The 21,121-nt window shown below is 70.2% G+C and carries 14 protein-coding genes; 6 read left to right on the top strand and 8 right to left on the bottom strand.

What is annotated here, in order from left to right; genetic code table 11:
• Window positions 1–93: 93 nt before the first annotated feature.
• Window positions 94–1,821, top strand: coding sequence for an ATP-binding protein (locus WMF19_RS12905; RefSeq protein WP_437899363.1), 1,728 nt, complete (start codon window positions 94–96; stop codon window positions 1,819–1,821).
• Between the two features lie 33 nt (window positions 1,822–1,854).
• Here WMF19_RS12905 and WMF19_RS12900 read toward each other — a convergent pair whose 3' ends face one another.
• Window positions 1,855–3,171 carry a metallophosphoesterase gene (locus WMF19_RS12900; protein ID WP_437899362.1) on the bottom strand — a complete coding sequence of 439 codons (1,317 nt, stop codon included), beginning with the start codon at window positions 3,169–3,171 and terminating at the stop codon, window positions 1,855–1,857.
• A 198-nt stretch (window positions 3,172–3,369) separates the two neighbouring features.
• Between WMF19_RS12900 and WMF19_RS12895 the strand changes: the two genes are divergently transcribed.
• The 4 genes from WMF19_RS12895 to galK all read left to right on the top strand — a co-directional run bounded on the left by WMF19_RS12895 (window position 3,370) and on the right by galK (window position 8,054).
• The gene (locus WMF19_RS12895; RefSeq protein WP_437899361.1) at window positions 3,370–4,272 is read left to right on the top strand and encodes a bestrophin family protein; all 903 of its coding nucleotides are present in this window, start codon (window positions 3,370–3,372) and stop codon (window positions 4,270–4,272) included.
• Between the two features lie 176 nt (window positions 4,273–4,448).
• Complete coding sequence (gene aroE, locus WMF19_RS12890) at window positions 4,449–5,273, top strand: shikimate dehydrogenase (protein WP_437899360.1); 825 nt, start codon at window positions 4,449–4,451, stop codon at window positions 5,271–5,273.
• A 179-nt stretch (window positions 5,274–5,452) separates the two neighbouring features.
• The gene (locus WMF19_RS12885; protein WP_437899359.1) at window positions 5,453–6,655 is read left to right on the top strand and encodes a vWA domain-containing protein; all 1,203 of its coding nucleotides are present in this window, start codon (window positions 5,453–5,455) and stop codon (window positions 6,653–6,655) included.
• A 286-nt stretch (window positions 6,656–6,941) separates the two neighbouring features.
• Complete coding sequence (galK, locus tag WMF19_RS12880) at window positions 6,942–8,054, top strand: galactokinase (RefSeq protein ID WP_437899358.1); 1,113 nt, start codon at window positions 6,942–6,944, stop codon at window positions 8,052–8,054.
• Window positions 8,055–8,130: 76 nt separating this feature from the next.
• Here galK and WMF19_RS12875 read toward each other — a convergent pair whose 3' ends face one another.
• The 7 genes from WMF19_RS12875 to WMF19_RS12845 form a co-directional block, all read right to left on the bottom strand.
• On the bottom strand, window positions 8,131–9,123 hold the full coding sequence (locus tag WMF19_RS12875) for an NAD-dependent epimerase/dehydratase family protein (protein WP_437899357.1): 993 nt from the start codon (window positions 9,121–9,123) through the stop codon (window positions 8,131–8,133).
• 24 nt (window positions 9,124–9,147) lie between these two features.
• Window positions 9,148–10,152, bottom strand: a complete 1,005-nt coding sequence (locus WMF19_RS12870) for an ABC transporter permease subunit (RefSeq protein ID WP_437899356.1) — start codon at window positions 10,150–10,152, stop codon at window positions 9,148–9,150.
• A gap of 2 nt (window positions 10,153–10,154) precedes the next feature.
• The gene (locus WMF19_RS12865) at window positions 10,155–11,237 is read right to left on the bottom strand and encodes an ABC transporter permease (protein WP_437899355.1); all 1,083 of its coding nucleotides are present in this window, start codon (window positions 11,235–11,237) and stop codon (window positions 10,155–10,157) included.
• Window positions 11,230–12,768: a sugar ABC transporter ATP-binding protein gene (locus WMF19_RS12860; RefSeq protein ID WP_437899354.1), complete on the bottom strand. Its 1,539-nt coding sequence runs from the start codon at window positions 12,766–12,768 to the stop codon at window positions 11,230–11,232. The genes WMF19_RS12865 and WMF19_RS12860 overlap by 8 nt, the downstream gene beginning before the upstream one ends.
• Before the next feature lie 98 nt (window positions 12,769–12,866).
• A complete protein-coding gene (locus WMF19_RS12855; RefSeq protein WP_437899353.1) occupies window positions 12,867–13,895 on the bottom strand; it encodes an ABC transporter substrate-binding protein in 1,029 nt (342 codons plus the stop codon).
• Between the two features lie 938 nt (window positions 13,896–14,833).
• Window positions 14,834–15,259 carry a hypothetical protein gene (locus WMF19_RS12850; RefSeq protein ID WP_437328920.1) on the bottom strand — a complete coding sequence of 142 codons (426 nt, stop codon included), beginning with the start codon at window positions 15,257–15,259 and terminating at the stop codon, window positions 14,834–14,836.
• 212 nt (window positions 15,260–15,471) lie between these two features.
• Window positions 15,472–17,943, bottom strand: coding sequence for a DUF3656 domain-containing U32 family peptidase (locus WMF19_RS12845; protein ID WP_437899352.1), 2,472 nt, complete (start codon window positions 17,941–17,943; stop codon window positions 15,472–15,474).
• Window positions 17,944–18,324: 381 nt separating this feature from the next.
• Between WMF19_RS12845 and WMF19_RS12840 the strand changes: the two genes are divergently transcribed.
• Entirely contained in the window at window positions 18,325–21,078 is a 2,754-nt protein-coding gene (locus WMF19_RS12840) for an MXAN_6577-like cysteine-rich protein (protein ID WP_437899351.1), read from the top strand.
• Window positions 21,079–21,121: the final 43 nt, after the last annotated feature.

Raw genomic sequence — 21,121 nt, 5'->3', positions numbered from 1 at the left:
AGGTTGTCGCGACCGGTTCACGCAGGCGCTACGTTGCCATCGTCTCCGATGAACAGAACCTCAGAGCCTGGTGTCCCGTCGTATACCATCCTGATGGTCGACGATGTGCCCGAAAGCATGGCCGTGACAGCCGCTCAGCTCGAAGAGCGCGGCTTTCGGGTCGCTGTCGCTCAAGATGGTGAAGATGCGCTGGAGCGGGCCGAGCTCCTCTTTCCCGATTTGATACTGCTCGACGTATTAATGCCGGGAATGGACGGCTTCGAGACGTGCCGGCGCCTGAAAGCGTCTGAAAGCACCAAGGGCATTCCGGTGATCTTCATGACCGCCCTGGGAGAGACGGCCCACAAGGTGGCCGGGTTCGAAGCCGGCGGCGTCGATTACGTCGTCAAGCCTCTGGAGCTCGACGAGGTTCTGGTGCGAGTCAAGACACACCTGGAATTGTATACGATGCGCGCGGAGCTCGAGGCGCAGAACGTGCAGCTGCGGCGGGAGATCGAGGAGCGCGAGCGATTGCAGGCCGCGCTGCGCTGCGCCCACGATAAGCTGGAGCGGAGAGTGGCGGAGCGCACGGCCGAGCTCGCCGCGGCCAATGATCTCCTGAAACAAGAGAACGGCGAGCGCAAGCGGGCCGAGGAGACATTGCGCGAAAGCCAGGGCATGCTGCAGGCGATCATCGACAATTCGGCGGCCATGGTCTACGTCAAGGACCTGCAGGGCCGATACCTGCTGAGCAACCGCCGGTTCAGGCAGCTGTTCCACGCGACGCTGGAGTCGAGCGCGTCGAGCGCGTCGATCATCGGCATGACCGACCACGATCTCTTCCCTCGGGAGCAGGCGGAGACATTCCGCTCGTTCGACAGGCGGGTGCTGGAGGCCCAGGAGCCCCTGGAGACCGAGGAGGTGGTGCCGCAGGGCGACGGGATGCACACCTATATCTCGGTCAAGTGCCCCCTGTTCGACGCGGAAGGCAAGCCCTACGCTGTGTGCGCTATCTCCACGGACATCACCGAACGCAAGCGGGCGGAGGAAGAGCGGGAGAGGCTGCTGGCCAGCGAGCAGGCGGCGCGTTCCAAGGCCGAGGCCGCCGACCGGATGAAGGACGAGTTCCTCTGCACGCTCGGCCATGAGCTGCGAACGCCGCTGACTTCTATCCTCGGCTGGGCGCATATTCTTCTCCGCGCGGACAAGTCGGACGCGGCCAGGGTGCAGCGCGGCCTCGAGGTCATCGAGCGCAACGGCATGGCCGAGCTGGAGCTCGTCGAGACCCTGCTCGACGTCTCCGCCATCCTCTGCGGCCAGGTGGACCTGAAGCGGCAGCCGGTCAGCATGGCCGAGGTCATCCAGGCGGTCGTCGACTCTGTAACTCCAGCCTCGGAAGCGAAGGACGTCTGCATTTCGCTTTCGCTCCGCTCAGCGACCGGCCGGGTCTGGGGCGATCGCGGTCGCCTGGAGCAGATCGTGCGCAATCTGCTGAGCAACGCCGTCAAATTCACGCCCGCTGGCGGGCGCGTGGCTGTGTCGCTGGAGGAGATGGGAGCAAAGACCCAGCTCCGCATCAGCGACACCGGCGAGGGGATAAGCGCAGATTTTCTTCCCCACGTGTTCGACAAATTTCGCCGGGCAAACAGCTCGACCACCCGCTGGCACAGCGGACTTGGGCTGGGGCTCTCGATCGTGCAGGATCTGGCGAGGATGCACGGCGGAGAGGTTCACGCCGAGAGCGCCGGCGAGGGTCGGGGCGCGGTGTTCATCGTGGACTTGCCTCTGATGCCGGTGGTCGAGGAGACCGCTGCTCCCGCAGGGGAAGCGCGCTCGGTCTAGCACTGCTGCGGGAAGGCGACGGCGCCCGGCCCGTCAGACGCCGTCGCCGGCGAGGTGGACCTTGAGCACGCTCTCCTCCGCCGGCACGCCGAGCCGGAGGGGAAAGCCGTAGTGTCCTGTCCCGCGATGGACGTAGAGCCGATCGGGGCCGCGGGCCCACAGGCCATGATCGGGCATCTTCACGAAGAGCTGGAGGGCGGTCCAGGAGCCTCCGAGGCTGACAAGGCCGAGCTGCCCGCCGTGGGTGTGGCCCGAGAGCACGAGATCGCCCTCCCCCTCGCCAAGGTGGCGGAACGCGCCCGGATCGTGGAGCAGGACGAGCCGGAGCGCGCCCTTCATGCGCGGGTGACGGGCGCAGACCGCCGCCATGCGCTCCGCGCGATCGCGGTAATGGAAGTCCATCCCGAGGACCTGGACCGGCCCGGCGGCGGTCTCGACGAGCGCCGCGTCGTCCACGAGCAGGCGCACCCCCGCGCGCGCGAGCGCGGTCGCGACGTGGCGGGGCGACTCGTGATCATGGTTGCCGTGGCACGCGAACACACGCCCCTCCAGGGCGCGGAGCGGGGACAGGGCCTCGGCGAGGTGATCCGCGGTGTCCTGCGACTCCATGGTCAGGTAATCGCCGGTGAGCACGACGAGATCGGGATCGCGCTCCACGGCGCGCTCGCAGATGCCGCGGAGCCGAGCGACCGACATGAACGGACCGAGGTGCGGATCGGTGATCTGGACGATGCGGAGGGGCCGGCGCGCGCCGGGCGCCCCCTCGCGCGGGAGCGGGTGGCGGCGCAGCCCGTCGACGGGGGCGCGGTCGACGACGAGCTCGATCTCCTCCCGGCGGGCGGTGAGCGACTGGAGGATACCGACGACGGCGAGGGCGAAGGGCACCCAGAGGCCGTACGGCGTGGCCCCGAACCCGCTCGCGATGGCCCACGGGAATGACAGGAAGATCGCCGCCACGAAGTAGGACGCGGGGATGCTCACGAGCACGCGGTAGGCGAGCGGCCGCATCCGGGGGCGCGAGAGCAGGAGGAAGTGCAGGTACACAGCGCCCTGGAGGTACGCGAACCCCGGCGCGAGCGGGCCGACGTGGCGGAAGAGCGCGCACGAGATCAACGTGTGGATGCCGAGCAGCACGCCGACGAACCGCGCGTAGAGCCCGCCCCGGCGACGCCTCGCCGCTGCCACGACGACGAGCCAGGCCAGGACGGAGGCCGCCCAGAACAGGACGATGGGGGACACGAACTTCAATCGACGGCTCCAGGCGACCCAGGCGCACAGGACCACCGTGGTCAGCTCTGCCTGGACGGACGCGGAGTGTCCCGCGTCCAGCGCGTCCGCGCCAGGCGCCACCGGAGGCCGATCGCCTGATTTGCGCGGCGCCGGCGTGGACGCGCCGGTCGGGCGCCCTGCTCGCCACGCTCGCCGGCCGGCGCGCTCCCGGCGGCGTTGCGGCGCGAGGATTGGTACGTTCGATGAGGGGCTGAGGCCTCTTCATGTCCATGGCTCCTTCCGGTGCTCCGGGAGGGCATCGCAACGAGGGTCGTCCCGATGATCCCCTACACCAGGCGCGCTTGGCTGCCGATGCTTGTCTCGCCGCGGGGCTCCTTGTCGCCGGGCGTGATGCGACGCGTGCTGGCCTTCGGGGTCATCGCCGCGGCGCTCTGGCTGGCGCACGGGCTCATCCCCCGCGTGTCGCTCTCGATCGGCATTCACGAGGTCGCCGGCGCGGTGATCGCGCTCATCCTCGCGTTCCGCACGAACACGGCCTACAACCGCTTCTGGGAGGGTCGCACCCTCTGGGGCTCGATCGTGAACTCGAGCCGCAACATCACGCGCATCGTGAACGCGCACGCCGCGGTCGACCCGGGCGCGGCGCGCGAGGTCGCCGTCTGGGTGGTGGTGTTCGTCCACGCCGCGCGGCGCTCGCTGCGCGGGCAGGCCGAGCGCCCGGAGATCGACCGGCTGCTCCCGGCGGAGCAGATCGAGGCCCTCGCGGAGCACGCTCACCCGCCGCTCCGCGCAGCGCAGCAGATCTCCGAGCGCCTCGCGGCCTTCGTCCGGGCCGGGAGCCTCGAGCGCAACATGGCTGTGTGCGCCGAGGAGCAGCTGAGCGTCCTCGTCAACTGCCTGGGAGGCTGTGAGCGCATCCTCAAGACCCCCACGCCGCTCGGCTACATCCTGCTGCTACAGCGGGGCGTGGCGCTCTACCTGGCCACGCTGCCCCTCGCCCTCGTCGAGGCGCTCGGGGCGCTGACGCCCGTCGTGACGATGATGGTGGCGTATCCCGTCCTGATGATCGAGGCGCTCGGCGGGGAGCTCGACGACCCGTTCGGCCACGAGCCGAACGACCTGCCCCTCACGCGCATCTGCGACACCATCGAGCGCGACCTCCTGGGGTCGTCGCCGCTCAACCTGGTGATGGCGTCGAAGGCCGAGAGCTACCAGGACTGAGCGCGACGCGGCGATGGGAGCTCCTTCCACGCCTCTTCCCGAGGAGGGCGGTGGAAGGCGCTCTGCCTCTCAGCCGCCGTGGTGACGCCGCGCGCTCTTGGCAATCTGCTGGACAGTATCGTAGATCTGCGGCGCTCGCGGGCGTGGCCCCGCGTCGCTGAGGCCTGGACGCACCCATGACCGACCGCTACGCCATCATCGGCAATCCCATCTCCCAGACCAAGTCGCCGGCGCTGCAGACCGCCTTTGCCGAGCAATGCAGGCAGGACATGGTGTACGGCGCGATCCTCGCCGAGCTGGATGGCTTCGCCGCCGCCGTGCGCGAGTTCCAGAAGAGCGGCGGCAAGGGCATGAACATCACGATGCCCTTCAAGATCGAGGCCTTTGCGCTGGCCGACGAGCTGACGCCGCGCGGCCGTGCCGCCGGAGCGATCAACATGTTCACGTTGCGCGCCGACGGCACCCTCCTCGGCGACAACACCGACGGCTTCGGCATCGTGCGCGACATCACCCACAACCTCGGCCGCTGCCTCGAAGGCGCGCGCGTGCTGCTCCTCGGCGCGGGCGGCGCGGTTCGCGGCGCCTTGTTGCCGCTCTTCGATGAGCAGCCGGCCGAGATCTTCGTCGCCAACCGCACGGCCAGCAAGGCCGTGGAGCTCGCGGCCGAGTTCGGCCCGCATGCCGGCGCCATCCAGCTCGCCGGCGGCGGCTTCGCCGACATCTCCGGGCGCTTCGACGTGATCATCAACGGCTCCGCCTCCTCCATGGCCAACGAGGTGCCGCCCCTGCCCGCCGACGTGTGGAACGAGGGCTCGCTGGCCTACGACATGGCCTACAAGAAGGAACCGACCGCGTTCGTGCAGGCCGCACGCGCGGCCGGCGTGGGTCAGACCACCGACGGCCTCGGCATGGTGGTCGAGCAGGGCGCCGAGTGCTTCACCCTGTGGCGCGGCATGCGGCCCGACACCGCGCCCGTGATCGCTGCGCTGCGGGGAGCCTGAGAGGCGCGCCCGAGCCGCCGGGGTCGCGCTCCGGCGCGCCTTGGCACAGAACGCCCCCTGTCTAGCCACGTAAGTGCCGGAAATCACACGACTCTGACTCGGTACGCGCCATGCACCGCGGCATGCCCGGCCGCGTCCGACGTCGGCATGTGACGACCCAGGCGGCCGAGGAGATCCCAATGCATACCCGTTTCCGCTTCGCTTTCATGGTGGGAGGCCTTCTCGCGCTGGGAGCGTGCTCGGGCGGATCGAGCTCGGCGGAGGGCGGCGACGGAGAGATCCCGGGGAGGGGAGCGGGCGCTGACCCCGGTGCTGGCCCCGATGCGAGCTTCGGCACAGGCGCTGCGGTCGGCTCAGCCGCTTCGGGAGGTGTGTCGGATGGAAGCGGCCCTCCGAGCGAAGGCTCCCCCGGCGGAAGCCTGGGCACAGGAGGCGGCGGAGGCGCAGGCGGCGGAGGCGGCGGAGGCGCAGGCGGCGGAGCCAGCATCGCGCCTGGCACGCTCACCGCGGGCGTCTGGGACGACAACCGCAACTTCGACTTCTTCCTCTCGTACCGGAGCACGCTCTATTCGCAGCAGCTCCCGGGCATCTTGCCGTTCACCGAGGCCGACCATCAGGCCGCGCACAACCTCTTCGCGGCGCCTCCAGGAAAGAAGGAGACGCTGGACGTATCGCTCATCATCGACACGACCGGCAGCATGGGCGACGAGATCACGTATCTCCAGACGGAGTTCATCGCGCTCTCCGACTCCATCTTCGCCAAGTACCCGAACGCCCAGCAGCGCTGGTCGCTCGTCCTGTACAGAGACACCGAGGACGATTACATCGTCCGCTGGTTCGACTTTCGCGCCGATCCCGACGAGTTCCAGGAGAAGCTCGCCGAGCAAGGGGCGAACGGCGGCGGCGATTTCCCGGAGGCGCCGGACATGGCGCTCTCCAAGACGGCCGACCTCTCCTGGCGCACGGGCGACGACACCGCGCGCCTCGCCTTCTGGGTCGCAGACGCGCCCCACCACGAGAACAACGCCGCGGCGATGGCAGGCGGGATACGAGCCCTCAAGGACCTCGGGGTGGCTGTCTATCCCGTCGCGTCGAGCGGCGTGGATGAGCTCACCGAGCTCAGCATGCGCTCCGCCGCGCAGCTCACGGGCGGCCGATACCTCTTCTTGACGGATGACTCCGGGGTCGGCGGGGCGCACAAGGAGCCGACGATCCCCTGCTATTACGTGACCAAGCTCGATCGCGCGATCCTGCGCATGGTCGACATCGCGCTCTCCGGCGTCTACCGCGAGCCGGAGCCGTCCGAGATCCTCCGCACCGGCGGTGATCCCCAGGACGGCGCGTGCGAGCTCGCGTCAGGGAGCGAGGTGCTCGCGTTTTGATCGGACCGCCTGTCGTCGCCCCCGCTGCGGCGGCTGACGTCGCCCGCAGGCCCTGGAGCCAAGGCGGCTCCCGCGGGCCGCGGAGTGAATACCGCCCCTTCGATCGCCGCAGAGACGAGCGCGGTTGCACGCACCGCGTCTTCACGAGACCGGGCGGACCGGAGTAAAACCGGCGCAAAACCGACGTAAAAACTGCTCTGCCAGCCCGGCGCAGATCCCGCAGTTGTGGCTTGACGCCTCCGGAACATTTGGGTTTCCTGTGCCCCGTCGACATGGGTACGCTGCAATGACGGTGAAGGGGAAGGGCTTCGAGGTCGTCTTCGGCCGCCCGGCGAAGGTCCTGGGCGAGGCGCCGGGGCGCGTGAACCTGATCGGCGAACACACCGACTACAGCGGCGGCTACGTGCTGCCGACGGCGATCCCGCAGAAGACGCGCGTCGAACTCGCGCCGCGGGACGACCGGCTCATCCAGGTCGCGACGGCGAACGTGGACGGCGGCGCCCAGCTCTCGTTCCGCGCCGGCGAGGAGGCGCGCCGCGGACTGTGGCTCGACTACGTGCAGGGCATCACCGCGGTCCTCCGCAGCCGGGGCGCATCGATCCCCGGCTTCGACGCGAGGATCGAGTCGACGGTGCCGCTCGGAAGCGGCCTGTCGTCGAGCGCATCGCTGCTCGTGGCGCTCGCCCGCGCCCTGCGGACGATGCTCGGCCTCTCCATCGACGACGTGGAGATCGCCCGGATCGCGCACGCCGCAGAGCACGACTTCGTGGGCGCGCCGGTGGGGACGATGGATCAGATGGCCGCGAGCCTCGCCGACGAGAGCACGGCGCTCTTCATCGACACGAGGACGCTCGCGTTCGAGCGCATCCCGCTGCCCGCGGAGGCCGAGCTGCTCGTGATCGACTCCGGGGTGGCTCACCAGCACGCGAGCGGCGATTACAAGACACGGCGCGCGGAGTGCGAGCGCGCGGCCGCGGCGCTCGGCGTCCCACAGCTCCGGGACGTCGACGCGGCCGTGGAGCCGCGCATCGCGTCGCTGCCGGCGCCGCTCGACCGGCGCGCCCGCCACGTCGTGACCGAGAACGCTCGGGTGCTCGCCGCCGTGGCCGCGCTCCGCGCGGGAGATCTCGCCCATCTGGGCGAGCTCTTCGACGCGTCCCACCGGTCGATGCGCGACGATTTCGAGGTGTCCGTGCCGGCGGTCGACGATCTGGTGGAGAGCGCGCGGGCGCAGCCGGACGTCTTCGGCGCCCGGCTGACCGGCGGCGGCTTCGGCGGCGCGATCGTGGCCCTGGTGAAGCGCGGGCGCGCAGCGAGCGTGGGGCGAGCCGTCGTGGAGGCCTACGCGCGCACGCCGAACCGCCGGGCGAGGGTGCTTGTAGGCGGGCCCGTCCCCTAGCAGAGAAGCTCGGCGTCGGCGTGATCGTCAGGCTCGTCCACCGCGGGAAGGGGCCGCCGTGGGGAGGCGGGGCCCATCAACCGGGGTACCACGTGACGCGCGGGTCATCGGGCGCGCGCACGTAGTCGAAGGCGGCGTCCGTGAGCCGCGCCAAGTCGTACTGCGGGCGCCAACCGAGCAGAAACTTCGCCTTCGAGTTGTCCAGCCACGTCGAATGGAACGGCGTCTTCACCCTCACGCTCGGCAGGCCCCGCGTCGCCTCCAGGTAACGCGCCAGCTCCCCGTAGTCCACCGGCTCGTCCATGCAAATGTTGAAGGTCTGCTGGCGAGCCTTCTCATGATTGATGGCCTTGAGGATCGCGGTGACCAGATCCTCCACATGCACGAAGTTACGCTTCACCGGCTCGCCGCGGCGGTCGAGCATCACCGGCACGGCGCCCGAGCGGACGTACCCCTCTGCCGCCTCGGCGCCGACCAGATCGCGCCACCTCGGCCCTCCGAACACGTCGTCGCCGAAGGATAGCTGCGCCTTGAAGTCGTCCTTCTCCATGATCCAGGGCGCGCGCAGGCAGCATCCGTTGAGCTCATATTGAATGTAATACTGCTCGAGCATGACCTCCTCGAGCACCTTGGACAGCGCGTAGCAGCCCGGGTAGGCGCTGTGCCGCTGCGCCTCCGTGACGGGGACGGGGTGCGGATAAAAGAAGTGGCCCATCCCGGCGTCGCCCCCGACCAGGATGAATTGCTCGAACGTGGGGCTGACACGGCAGGCCTCCAGCAGCCAGAACATGCCTTTGACGGCCACGTCCATGATGCTCTCGGGGGTCTCCTTGCTGGTCGCCAGGTGCAGCACGTGGCTCACCCCCTCGGTCGCCTCGTTGACGACGGCCCTGTCCTCGATGGCCCCACGCAGCACCTCCACGCGCGCCGTCCGCTCCACCATGCGGTTGTGGCACAGCGCGCGGACCTTCCACCCCTCGAACGCGGGGTTCGACAGGAACCTTCGGATGAATGTCTGGCCGACCTTGCCCGCCGCCCCGGTGACCAGAATTCGCTTGGTCTCGCTCATTCTATCGCTCCTCGCTCTCCGGCATCATCGATGATGACCGTACTCCACCCCCCTGGCTGCGGGGGCCGATCGGATCAGGACCTGCTGCATGACGATGAAGACCAGCAGCAGCAGCCCGATGCTGATGTGGTGCCAGGGCGACGGCAGCCGTCCATCCAGGTTGATCACCGCCCGCACGATGCCCGTGATCATCACGCCCATCACGGTGCCGACGACGCTGCCAGCCCCCCCGGTCAGCAGCGTTCCACCGATCACCACCGAGGCGATGGCCTCGAGCTCCAGCCCGGCGCCGATGTTCGGCTTTCCGGCGCTGTCGATCAGCGCCGTCGTGACCCCGCCGAGGCCCGCGCACAGGCCGCACAACGCGTAAAGACACACCGTCGTGGCGCCCAGCGGCACCCCCATGAGCAGCGCGGCCTGCCTGTCCCCGCCGATGGCGAGGACGTTCCGACCGAAGCTCGTGCTACGGCCAAGGATCACGCCGAGCACGAGGACGATCAAGAACAGGAGCGCCGTCGCCGGGACCCAGGTCCGGTCCAGGCCCGGGATCGCCACCGCGAAGCCGAGCTCATCGACGATCCAGTCCAGCGCAGGGTGATCGATGCCGATGGGCTGCATGCTGACGAGGAACGCCGCGCCGCGAGCGAAGAACATGCCCGCGAGCGTCACGAGGAACGGGGGCAGAGAGAAACGATGGATCAGGTGCCCCGTCATCGCGCCGAACGCGACTGACACGGCGAGGCCGACACAGAACGCCAGCAGCGGGTGGCAACCACCGGCGACCAGCGTGCCCACGAGGACCGTCGTGAGCGCGACGACGGAGCCGACCGAGAGGTCGATGCCCCCCGACAGGATGACGAAGGTCATACCCACCGCGCAGAGGCCCATCGCCGCGTTTCCCTTGATCAGGTCGACAAGGAAACGCAGGCTGCGCGCCGCGTCGTAACAGACCAGCACCCCCGAGTAGAGCGCGATCAGGAGGACCGCGGTCACCATGAGCGGCAGATCCCGCCGATCCCAGCTGAGCATCCCTACTGCCCCCGCTTGAGGCCGAGCAGCTCGAGCAGCCGCCGGCGCGACTCCTCCGAGACCAGCAGACAGCTGAGCAGCATCACGCCGGCCTTGGGCATCGGCTCGATCTCCGAGGGGACGTGCTGGATGTACATCGTGGTGGAGAGCGTTTGTATCAGCAACGCTCCTATCAGGGTGCCACCCAGATAGAAGCGCCCGCCGGTGAGCGCCGTACCGCCGATCACCGCGGCGAAGATGGCGTCCAGCTCCCGCAGGCGCCCCACGCGATCGGGGTCGGCCGTGGAGATGTACGAGGCGGCCACGAGCCCGGCGATGCCGGCGCACAGGCCGGAAAAGCCGTACAACCAGAGCTTGATGCGGCGGTCGTCGACGCCGGCGAGCCGGCTTGCCCGCTCGTTGTCGCCGATCGCTTCCATGAACAGACCGAGCGCCGTCCTCCGGCAGAGCAGCGCGGCGACGACAAACACGGCGGCCACCAGCAACATGGAGAACGGCAAGCCACCCACGTGACCGTTGCCGATGAACGCAAACGTCGCATCCGTGTGCGTCACGGGCTCGGCGCGGGTGATGAGCATGGCGACGCCGCGAACACCGACCATGCTGATCAAGGTCACGATGATGGGCTGGATGTTCAGCGCCGTCACCAGCGCGCCGTTGAACAGGCCGACGGCGCCGGCGACGGCGAGGGACAGGAGCGCAGCCAGGAGCGGCCCGCAGTGAGCCTCCTTCATCAGGATCACGCAGGTGGCGCCGGACAACGCCATGACCGAGCCGACCGACAGGTCGATGCCCCTGACGGCGATCACCAGGGTCAGGCCGATCGCGAGGAGCATCACCTCCGAGCCCTGGTTGAGCAGGTTGATGGGCGTCCCGTAATAGGCCCCGTCGCGCTCGACGATGGAGAAGAAGTTCTTGGACAGGACCGAATTGAACAGGAGGAGCGCTAGGAGGCCGAGCAAAGGCCAAGCCTCGCGGCGCCCGCGCATGAGCAGCAGGGCGCCGGCGCACCCGGTGAAGAGGAGGATCGCGATGCCCGTGGGGTTCGCGTTCGTGGGCGCCGCTTCCGTGATCTTCTCAAGCATCGGGCGGCGCCTCCTTCTGATGGGCGATGGCCTGGATGATGGACGAAGGCGTCACGGACTCTCCCACGAGCTCGCCCTGCTGCTTGCGGTCTCTCAGGACCACCACCCTGTAGCAGTTGCGCGCGACCTCCTCGAGCTCCGACGAGATCAAGACCGTGGCGACCCCCTTCTCGCTGAGCGACTTCACCAGCGCCTCGATCTCCAGCTTGGCGCCGATGTCCACGCCGCGCGTGGGCTCGTCGAGCAGCAGGATCCGCGGCTGCATGGCCATCCAACGCGCGAGCAGCACCTTCTGCTGGTTGCCGCCCGAGAGCAGCTTGACGGGCGTCTCCGGGGACGGCGTCTTGATGCTCAGGGTCTTGATGTAGTGCTGGACCAGACGCTCCCGCTCGTGGCGCGGGAGCACCCGCAGCGCCCCCTGGGAGGCCTGCAAGGCGAGCAGGAGGTTCTCTCGCACGGAGAGGTTCGGGATGATGCCATCCACCTTGCGGTCTTCAGGGCAGTACGCGAGGCCGGCCCGGATCGCGTGCCGTGGCGTCTTGATCTCGGTCGCGCGTCCGTTCACCGCGAGCTCGCCGCGATCGGCGGGCTCGATCCCGAAGAGCATCCTGGCGGTCTCGCTTCGACCAGAGCCGAGCAGCCCCGCCAGCCCCACCACCTCGCCGGGCCGCAGCGCGAGCTCGATGGGTCCGATGACCCCCTTTCTCTCGAGGCCGCGCGCGGCGAGCGCCGGCTCCGCGGCGCTCGCCGCCCCTCCCGGACCGGCAGGGCCGACTGGCCCGGCCCTGTCTTTCGCGCCGAGCTTGACGCCCAGCATCGCCTGGACGAGCTCCAGGCGAGGCAGCTCGCTGCTCGCGTACTGCCCCACCAAGCAGCCATTCCTGAGCACCGTGATCGTGTCGCTGACCGCGTAGACCTGATCCAGGAAGTGAGTCACGAAGAGGATCGCCAACCCCTGCGCCTTCAGCCCCCGCATGACGTCGAAGAGCCGCAGCGTCTCCGCTTCATCCAGGCTGGAGGTGGGCTCATCCAGGATCAGGATCCGCGCGTCCACCGCGAGCGCGCGGGCGATCGCGACCATCTGCTGCAGCGCGGTGGGCAGCGCCGCCACCGATCGCGACACGTCGAGATCCAGCGAGAGGCGCGCGAGGGCCTCACGCGCCTTCGCGCGGACGGCGCGCCCGTCGATCAGGCCGAAGCGCCGAGGCTGCCGGCCCAGCATGATGTTGTCCGCGATGGAGAGGTGCGGGATCAGGCTGATTTCCTGGTGCACCGCGCTGATCCCCAGCGATTCAGCGTGGCGGGGAGAGGTCGGCCGGATCACCGTACCGCCGAGGCGCAAGGTCCCGGCGTCGGGAGAATAGACGCCGGTGAGCAGCTTGATCAGCGTCGACTTGCCGGCTCCGTTCTCCCCCATCAACGCCTGGATCTCGCCGGCGCGCGCCTCGACGTGCACGTCGTGCAGAGCGCGAACTCCGGGGAAGGATTTGCTGAGGCCCTCGACAGAGAGCAAGGCTTTCGAACCAGGCATGCGGCTGCTGCTCCGTACGTGAGCGCCGCGCGACGGGCGGGCTCACGAGCGTGATGGTGCTCGCGCCGCCCCAGCGGGGCGCCGGCGCCGATCGCTCCTCAGTAGGGCCGCGAGGCGATGGCCGCCGCCGCCTGCTCGCGTTCGAAGATCTGGCCAGGGACGATCGTGCGCTTCGGCACCTTCTCACCGCGCACGATCTTGTCGATCGTATCGAAGAGCAGGGGGCCGTGCAGGGGGTTGCACTCGACCGTCGCGTTCAGCTTCCCCTCCATCATGGCCTCGAACGCCGGCTTCACGGCGTCGATCGATATCACCAGGATGTCCTGCCCGGGCTTCAACCCTGCCGCCTGGATCGCCTGGATCGCCCCGAGCGCCATGTCGTCGTTGTGCGCGTAGACGGCGTTGATCTCGCCCTTGTGGGCCGAGAGCAGCGTCTCCATCACGGCTTTTCCCTTGGTGCGCGTGAAGTCACCGCTCTGGCTCGCGATGATCTTCATGTCCGGATGCTTCGCGATGGCCTCGGCGAAGCCGGTCTTGCGCATCACCGCCACGTCCGCCGCCGGCGTGCCCACGAGCTCGATGATCCGTGCGTTGCCGTTCGTCTGCTTCGCGAGCCACTCCCCTGCCCTGCGCCCCTCCCAGACGAAGTCCGCCACCATCACCGTCTCGTACAGATCTTCCTCGGCGTCCACGCCCCGGCTCGTGAGCACCACCGGGATCCCGGCGCGCTTGGCCTCCTTCAATGTGGGCTTCCAGCCCACGGATTCTTGCGGCGCGATGACGATGACGTCGACGCCCTTGGTGATGAACCCGTTGACGGCGTTGACCTGGTTGTTGTGCACGTTCTGACCGTCTGCGAAGAGGAGCTGCACGTGGCGCTTCTCCGCTTCCTCCTGGATCGACTTGCTGTGCGCGATCCTCCAGGAGCTCTCGGCGCCCGTCTGCGAGAAGCCGACCACGATCTCGGACAGCTTCTTCGGCTTCCGCCCCGCGGCGTCGGCGTCCGACGCCGGCTTCTGAGAGGCGCGCGCCGCGTCGCTCTCCTCGCGGGAGCAGCCGGCGGCCACGGACGCCGAGCCCAGGATGGCCAGGAAGAGCCTCCGTGACACGTGGTTTTGAGGGTTCATGCTCTTCGACATAGATCACGCCGCCCCCGACGGTGGTCAGCCGGCCGCGTCGCCAGCACCGCCGGATCTTTGTAAGGAATCATCTCCGGTGAACAGCACTCGAGATTTCACGACAGCCGCCGAACGAGCGCGGTATGACGTGTTCTCTGGGAGCACCCTCGGCCCGATGCCAATCCCCATCGTTCAGCGATCGCTTCCGCGACGACCGAGCGAACGGAGCTGGTGTAAAAATCGTTCAGAAGACGAATGCCTCGGTGCGCGTGGCGACCCGAGCAAGGCACAGCAACAAGGATACCCCTCGCCAACAATGTGAACGATCACATGAGCACCGTCAATTCCAATCGACCGGGCCGTAAGGTTCCCGAGCCCGAGGGAGCACGAGGCTGGCGGGGCTCCTCCGGAGCGCCGCGGCAAGAGGCGCGGGCGCCTTACCGCGATCATCGCCGGCCCGCCGCGCGCCGGCGGCGACGGCGCTGAAGCGCCTGTGTGACCGCAGCCCGATGCCCGCCCCTCTTGACGCGGCGCTCCGGAGGAGACCTGTCCGCCGTCGGGGCGCGAGGACGGTCGCTGACGGCCGTTTCGAATTGACATCGGTATTGTGAACGTTCACATTATGCCTCTGGGCCCCTTTGGCTTTGCCCAGGACTGGGGTCGTCATGAGGACCGGGACCTCTGTATCCGGACCGATCTCGCCCCCCCCTGCCTGGGAGACTGCGAGCGCATCCTCAAGACACCCACGCCGTGCTGCTGTTGCAGCGGGGTGTGGCGCTCTGCCTGGCCACGCCGCCCCTCGCCCTCGTCTCGCCGAGGGGAACTCTATGGGTTATCTGCTGGGTTGAAAATGGAGTCGAGAGGTCCGAGGCCGCTCCGCAGAGCCGAGCGCACGGCGCGGCGCCAGCGCGGGCGGCTCGGTCTGTTGATCGGCGTTCGCCGTGCGCTCACTCCGCGCAGCGCGTCACGTCGCTCGTGTCGGGCTGGAAGCATGTGACTTCCTCGCCGCTTCCTTCTTCACCGCAGTCCCAATAGTAATCAGCCACATAGCCGTAGCGGTCGTCGAAGCGGACGCTGCGGAGCTCGCAGCTATCGCTCTCGCGCTCTGCTCGGTCGAACAGCGCTTCCACCGGATCTGCTTGCTCGGGCGCCTCAGCGAACGTCCAATCGCCGCGCGGAGCGTCGATCCCGCTGTGAGCGGTGGCGACCACGGTATCGCCGGAGACCGCGGCGAGCGTACAGCCACCGTTAAAGCCAGTGCCGCAGATCTGGATGACATACTCCGCTGGCCGGTCGGCGCGCCATTTCGCGCGGTTGTCGTCGAAATCGGCACCGTTGCAGCCAGCGAGCAACCAACACCCCGCCACCATCATAGCCCATGTTTTCATGCCCGCGGAGCTCAGCAACTCGCATGCCGGAGCGAGAAGCGAGCGGGGTTGGCCGACGAGGAGCGCGCAACGCATGACACTCCGATCATGGCCGCTGGCCACCGAGCAGGGTGTGCCGTCCCAAGGTCGGGGTGTCCTTCTCCTCATGTGAGGATCAGGTCAAGTGAGGATCAGGTCGAGAGCCATGGCCGTCCCTGTCACGCCTGCAGCACGCGCAGCGACCCCCGCACCACCCCGTAGCTCCCCTCGGCCCGCAGCCCGCGCGCGACCTCCGCAGGCGCCACCTCCCCGGCGAGCAGCCGCCGGTACGCCTCCACCACGCGCCGCGCCCCCTCGGCGTCCTCCCGCACCAGCTCGATCCGGAACCGCCGCACGCCGCTCTTCGCGAGCCTCGGCACGAGGTGCGCCGCGCTCTGCGGCGCCGCGTGGAACACCGTGTTCCGACACCCCACGTCCGCCTCCAGCGGGTGATCCATGCCCGCCCGGTCCCGCAGCGACAGCGCGTGCTGCTCGCACGGGCGGCCGCAGGTGCGGTGATCCTTGCCCTCGGACAGCGTCGCCGCGATCACGCAGTGCTCCATGTGGAAGAGCGGCATCGGGTGGTGCACCACGACCTCGGCGAACGGCCCGAACGGCGAGTCCAGCAGCGACTCGAGCTGGGCGGCGTCGAGATCGAACGACGGCGTGAACGCGGCGAGCCCCCGCGAGAGCACCTCGCGCGCGGCCAGCTTGTTCGTGACGTTCAGCGAGAAATCGCCGATCCGGGGCACGCCCGGCGTGGCGTCGAGCAGCGCGCCGAGGCTGCGGACCAGGATCGCCGCCGGCCCGAGCGAGAGCAGGTACCTGTCGATCTTCTCCTCGCCCGGCTTGCGGATCCGCGGCGGCGCCACCCCGACGGAGGCCCCGGCCGCCATCAGCTCGCGCGCCGCGGCGCCGAGGCCGACCATCTCCAGGAAATCGAGGTAGACGCCGCTCGCGCCGGCGTCGAGCGCCGCCCGCGCCTGCGCCACGTTGCGGCACAGCACGAAGAGGCCCGGCGCCGGCGGCGGGGCGTCCGGCGGTGCGATCCCGGCGACGAGCCCCTCGGCCTCCAGCGGCGCCGACGGATGGGGGCGGTGCGACGCCTCGAGCAGCGCCGCGACGAGCGCCCGGCGGGCGCGGTTGAGCGCCGACGGCGGCACGAGCGCGGGCCCGTCGAGCGACAGCCCGACGCCGCGCAGGACGAACGGCGTGTCGCCCAGCCGATCCAGCTGCTTCCGCAGCGTGGCCTCGTCGAGCGGCGATCGATCGGCGCGGCCGAGCGGAGTGTCGATCTCGACCGAGGCCGACGCCCCGCCCTCCGTCGCCGCCGAGAGCCGCGGGCGCTCGCCGAGGCGGCCCTCGAGGCGGACGTCGATCGCCACCCGCCGCGGGGCGCGGTCGAGCGCCTCGCGGACCGCGCGCGTGGCGACGGGGTCGCTCGTGCGAAAGACCCGGCGCCCGCGCAGCCCCCGCGCGCCGCTCAGCACGTCCTCCGGCAGCCGCCGGTCCGGCCCGAGCCAGACCTCGACGTCGCCCCCCGCCGGCGCGCGCTCGACCTCGCGGCCAGCGGCCCACAGGCCCCAGATGCGGCCGCCGATCTCGCCCTCGCCGGCGAACCCGCCCTCCACGAGGATCCCCTCGCCGCGCGCGAGCGGCTGCGCGGCGCGGACGACCACCACCTCGTGGCCGCGCCGGCGCCCGGCGCCGCGCGCCTCGCCGACCTCGATGCCGCGGTGATCGCAGGTGCGGCCGTCGACGAGGCGCTGGTGGTCGACGCCGCGCAGGAAGCCGGGGCCCGAGCCTCGCGAGAACGCCTGGAGCGCCGCCTCCCGGTCCGTGGCCCCGGGGCCCGCTCCCGCGCCGACCGCCGCGTCGATCGCGGCGCGGTAGAGCCGCGCGGTGGCGCCGACGTACTCCGGGCCCTTGAGGCGCCCCTCGATCTTCACCGAGGCGACGCCGAGCGCGACGAGGTCGGGGATGACGTCGGTGGCGTCGAGGTCCTCCGGCGACAGGAGGTAGGCCGCGTCGCCGAGGTCGCGCAGCGCGCCGTCGACGACGAGGCGGTACGGCAGGCGGCAGGCCTGGGCGCAGGCGCCGCGGTTGGCGCTGCGGCCGCCGATGGCCTCGCTCGTCAGGCACTGCCCCGAGTAGGCGATGCAGAGCGCGCCGTGGACGAAGACCTCGAGCTCGACGTCGGTCGCCCGGCGGATGGCGGCGATGTCGTCGAGCGAGAGCTCCCGGGCGAGGATGACGCGCGCGGCGCCGAGCGATCGCGCGAGCTCGACGCCGGCCGCGTCGGTGCAGGTCATCTGCGTGGAGGCGTGGATCGGGAGCCCGGGCGCGAGCGCCCGCGCGAGGCGCATCACCCCGAGGTCCTGGACGATGACCGCGTCGACGCCGGCCGCGGCGCACGCCTCGATCGCGCCGCGGACCGCCGGAAGCTCGTCGTCGAACACCAGCGTGTTCAGGGTGACGTAGCCCTTCACGCCGTGGGCGTGGAGGAAGCGCACCGCCTCCTCGAGCTCCGCCGCGTCGAAGTTCGCGGCCCGCGCGCGGGCGTTGAAGGGCGACGCCGCGCCGCCTCCAGCGGCGCCCCCCCGGAGGCCGAAGTAGACGGCATCGGCCCCGCCGCGCACGGCGGCTTCCATGGCAGCGCGATCACCGGCGGGAGCGAGGACTTCAGGGCGCGCGGGCCGCGACATGCGGGCGGTTCTAGCAAGGGGTGGCGCGGTTGTCGCTCTCTACCACCTGGCGCGCGCGGGCTCGCCCTCCCGAAGAGCCTGCCAGACCGCGCGCCTTGACCTCGCTTCGCGACGTGAGGCACGATCGTGCAGCGGCCCACCCGGCCGAGCTGCCGTCGGGTCGTCGCCGGCCGGCGCGGCGAGGCCTCGATGGCAGGGTCGGATGAGCGGAGCGGCCACGTCAGCCATCAACCACCAGCGCGGAGCCCGGGAGCCGGACGTCGGAGAGGCGCTCGCATTCTCCGCCGGCTCGCGCGGGTCGACGGCGCGCGCCGCAGGGGGATGCCGATGAACAGACACGGTTTTCGCTTCGGACAGGCGCTGTCGATGGCCGCGCTCTGGCTGCCTGCCGCGGTCCTCTCGACGACGTCCGCGTGCGGCGGCGACGACACCCTGGCGCCGCGCTGCGAGGCTCCCTACTCGGTCTGCGACGGCGTCTGCGTGGCGCTGCACGCCGATCCGGAGCACTGCGGCGCGTGCGGCCAGGAATGTCCGGCCGGGGCGGCGTGCGTGAAGGGCGCCTGCGAGCCGCTGGGGACCGGCGGTGACGGCGGCGGCGGTGGTAGCGGCGGCGGCGGCGACGGCGGCGGGCCATCCGAGTGCCGCGAGGGCCGCTACGTGAAGCGCTGCGGCGACGAGTGCGTCGACACGCGCACCGACCCGGACCATTGCGGCAAGTGCGGCGCGCAGTGCCCGCCGGGACGCGCGTGCGCCGGCTCCACATGCCGGCCGATCTGCCTCCCGGGCCTCACCGACTGCGCCGGCAGCTGCGTGGACCTCGCCGCAGATCCGCAGCACTGCGGCCGGTGCGATCGCGCCTGCGACCCCGGGCGCCCCTGCGAGGGCGGCACCTGCGCGTGCAGCGCGGAGCCCTCCCGGGACATCGGCTCCGCCGTCCCGCAGCGGGTGACCGGCACGACGATCGGCGCCGACGACGGCCGCTGGCTGACCTGCTCGGGGCCCGGCGCGGCCGATCAGGCGTTCCTGTTCACGGCGCCTCGCGCGGGGACCTACCTGTTCGACACCTTCGAGTCTCCCTACGACACGGCGCTCGGCGCTCTGCGGGCCGACACGTGCGAGGAGCTCGCCTGCAACGACAACGCGGGGAGCCTCCAGTCGCAGATCTCCGTCGATCTCGCCGACGGCGAGCGCATCCTCGTGGTGGTGAGCGGCGCGCGCGGCGCGCAGGGCGACTTCACGCTCCGCGTGGCCGAGCCCGGGCCGGTCCAGTGCGCGCCGACCGTCCTCGATCCCGTCGTGCCGCAGACGGTGACGGGCACGACCGTCTTGCGCGAGGACACGGTGTCCGCGACCTGCGACATCAGCGCGACCCCGGACGCCACGTACTCGTTCACGGCCCCGTCGGACGGCACCTACGTGTTCAGCGCGCACGCCCCGTCGGACCTGATCGTCCAGGTCCTCGACGGCGGCACGTGCACGGGCCCCTCGCTCAACTGCCGCTACGGCGCCGGCGAGTCGAACGCGTTCGCGACGCTCGAGGCCGGTCAGACGGTGCTCGTCGCCGTGGCGGACCCGGCCGGCCCGCTGGCGAGCTTCACGCTGGATCTCTTCGAGGCCCCGCCGTGCCCGGGCGTCCAGATCGGCGGGACCCTGCCGCAGACGGTGACCGGGAACAACGAGCACCTCCGCAACCTGATCTCGGCGTGCGCGACGTTCTCGACCGGGGGCGAGGCGACCTACGGCTTCACGGCGCCGCGCGAGGGCCTCTACACGTTCGACGCGTCCGGCTCGAGCTTCCCCGTCCTCATGGAGGCGCGCCGCGCCTCGTGCGACGGCGAGCTCATCGCGTGCGTCGACGGCCTGTTCGAGCCGGCGCTCATCACGCTCTCGCTCGCGGCCGGCGAGACCGTCGTCCTCGTGGTGGACACCGCGGGCGCGACGGGCGACTACCGGCTCGAGGTCAACGAGGTGCCGTGCCCGTTGATCGATCTCGGCTCGACGGTGCCGCAGACGGTCACGGGCACGACCGCGGATCTCGCCGATCACCTCGCGCCGGACTGCGCCTCTCGCGGGGCCCCCGAGGCGACGTACCGCTTCACCGCCCCGGCCGACGCGCTCTACGTCTTCGACACGAACGGCTCGGCGCTCGATACCGTCCTGGAGGTGCTGGACGGCTCGTGCTCTGGCCCCTCGCTCAGGTGCAATGACAACGTGGACCCCGCGGGGGTCGTCACCCACTCGCGGGCGAGCCTGTTCCTCTCCGCCGGTCAGACGGTGATCGTCTCCGTGGACAGCGTGTCGACGAGCGGCGATTACACGCTCAACATCACCCAGCGGGAGGCGCCGCCGTGCCCTCTCTTCGAGCTCGACGGCGTGGTCCCGCAGTCGGTCACGGGCAACACCGAGGGCTATCCCGATCTCCTGGCGCCCTCCTGCGCCTCGGTGCCCGGCGGGGAGGCGACGTACAGCTTCACCGCGCCCGCAGATGGCTTCTACCGCATGAACACCGTGGGTTCCGCGATCGATACGGTCCTGTCCGTGCGCGACGGCGGGTGCGAGGGCGACGAGATGGCCTGCGTCAACGATAGCAGGGACTCGAGCAAGCTCGTGTGGCTGGACGCCGGCCAGACCGCCCTGATCAGCGTCGACAGCCACGGCGCGGAGGGCGCCTACATGCTCAACCTGGACCTGTTCGACGGCACCGGCACGTGCGATAAGCCCATAGAGCTCACGCCCCTCGCCTCGCAGACCGCGACCGGGACGACCAAGGGGAGCCTCGCCGAGGTGGACGCGAGCTGCGGCGGAATCGACGCGCCTGAGGTGGTCTATCTGTTCACCGCGCCGGAGGCGGGGACGTACACGATCGATACGGTCGGCTCCGACTACGACACCGTGCTCGCCGTGTTCGACGGGGACTGCTATGGCGAGGAGATCGCGTGCAGCGACGACGTGCTCGGGGAGGAGCTGCACCTGTTCACGTCGGAGGTCACGGTGTCGCTCGACGCTGGGCAGACCATCGTCATCGTGGTCGACGGCGCGTTCCAGGAATCCGGCGTTTACAAGCTCAACATCCATCCGTGACCACGCACCACGCACCGCGCACCGCCGAGCGCCGTCGCGTGTC

It is taken from the genome of Sorangium sp. So ce124 (assembly GCF_051525235.1).
GTDB lineage: Bacteria > Myxococcota_A > Polyangia > Polyangiales > Polyangiaceae > Sorangium > Sorangium atrum.
This window is presented reverse-complemented; position numbering and strand designations above follow the sequence as displayed.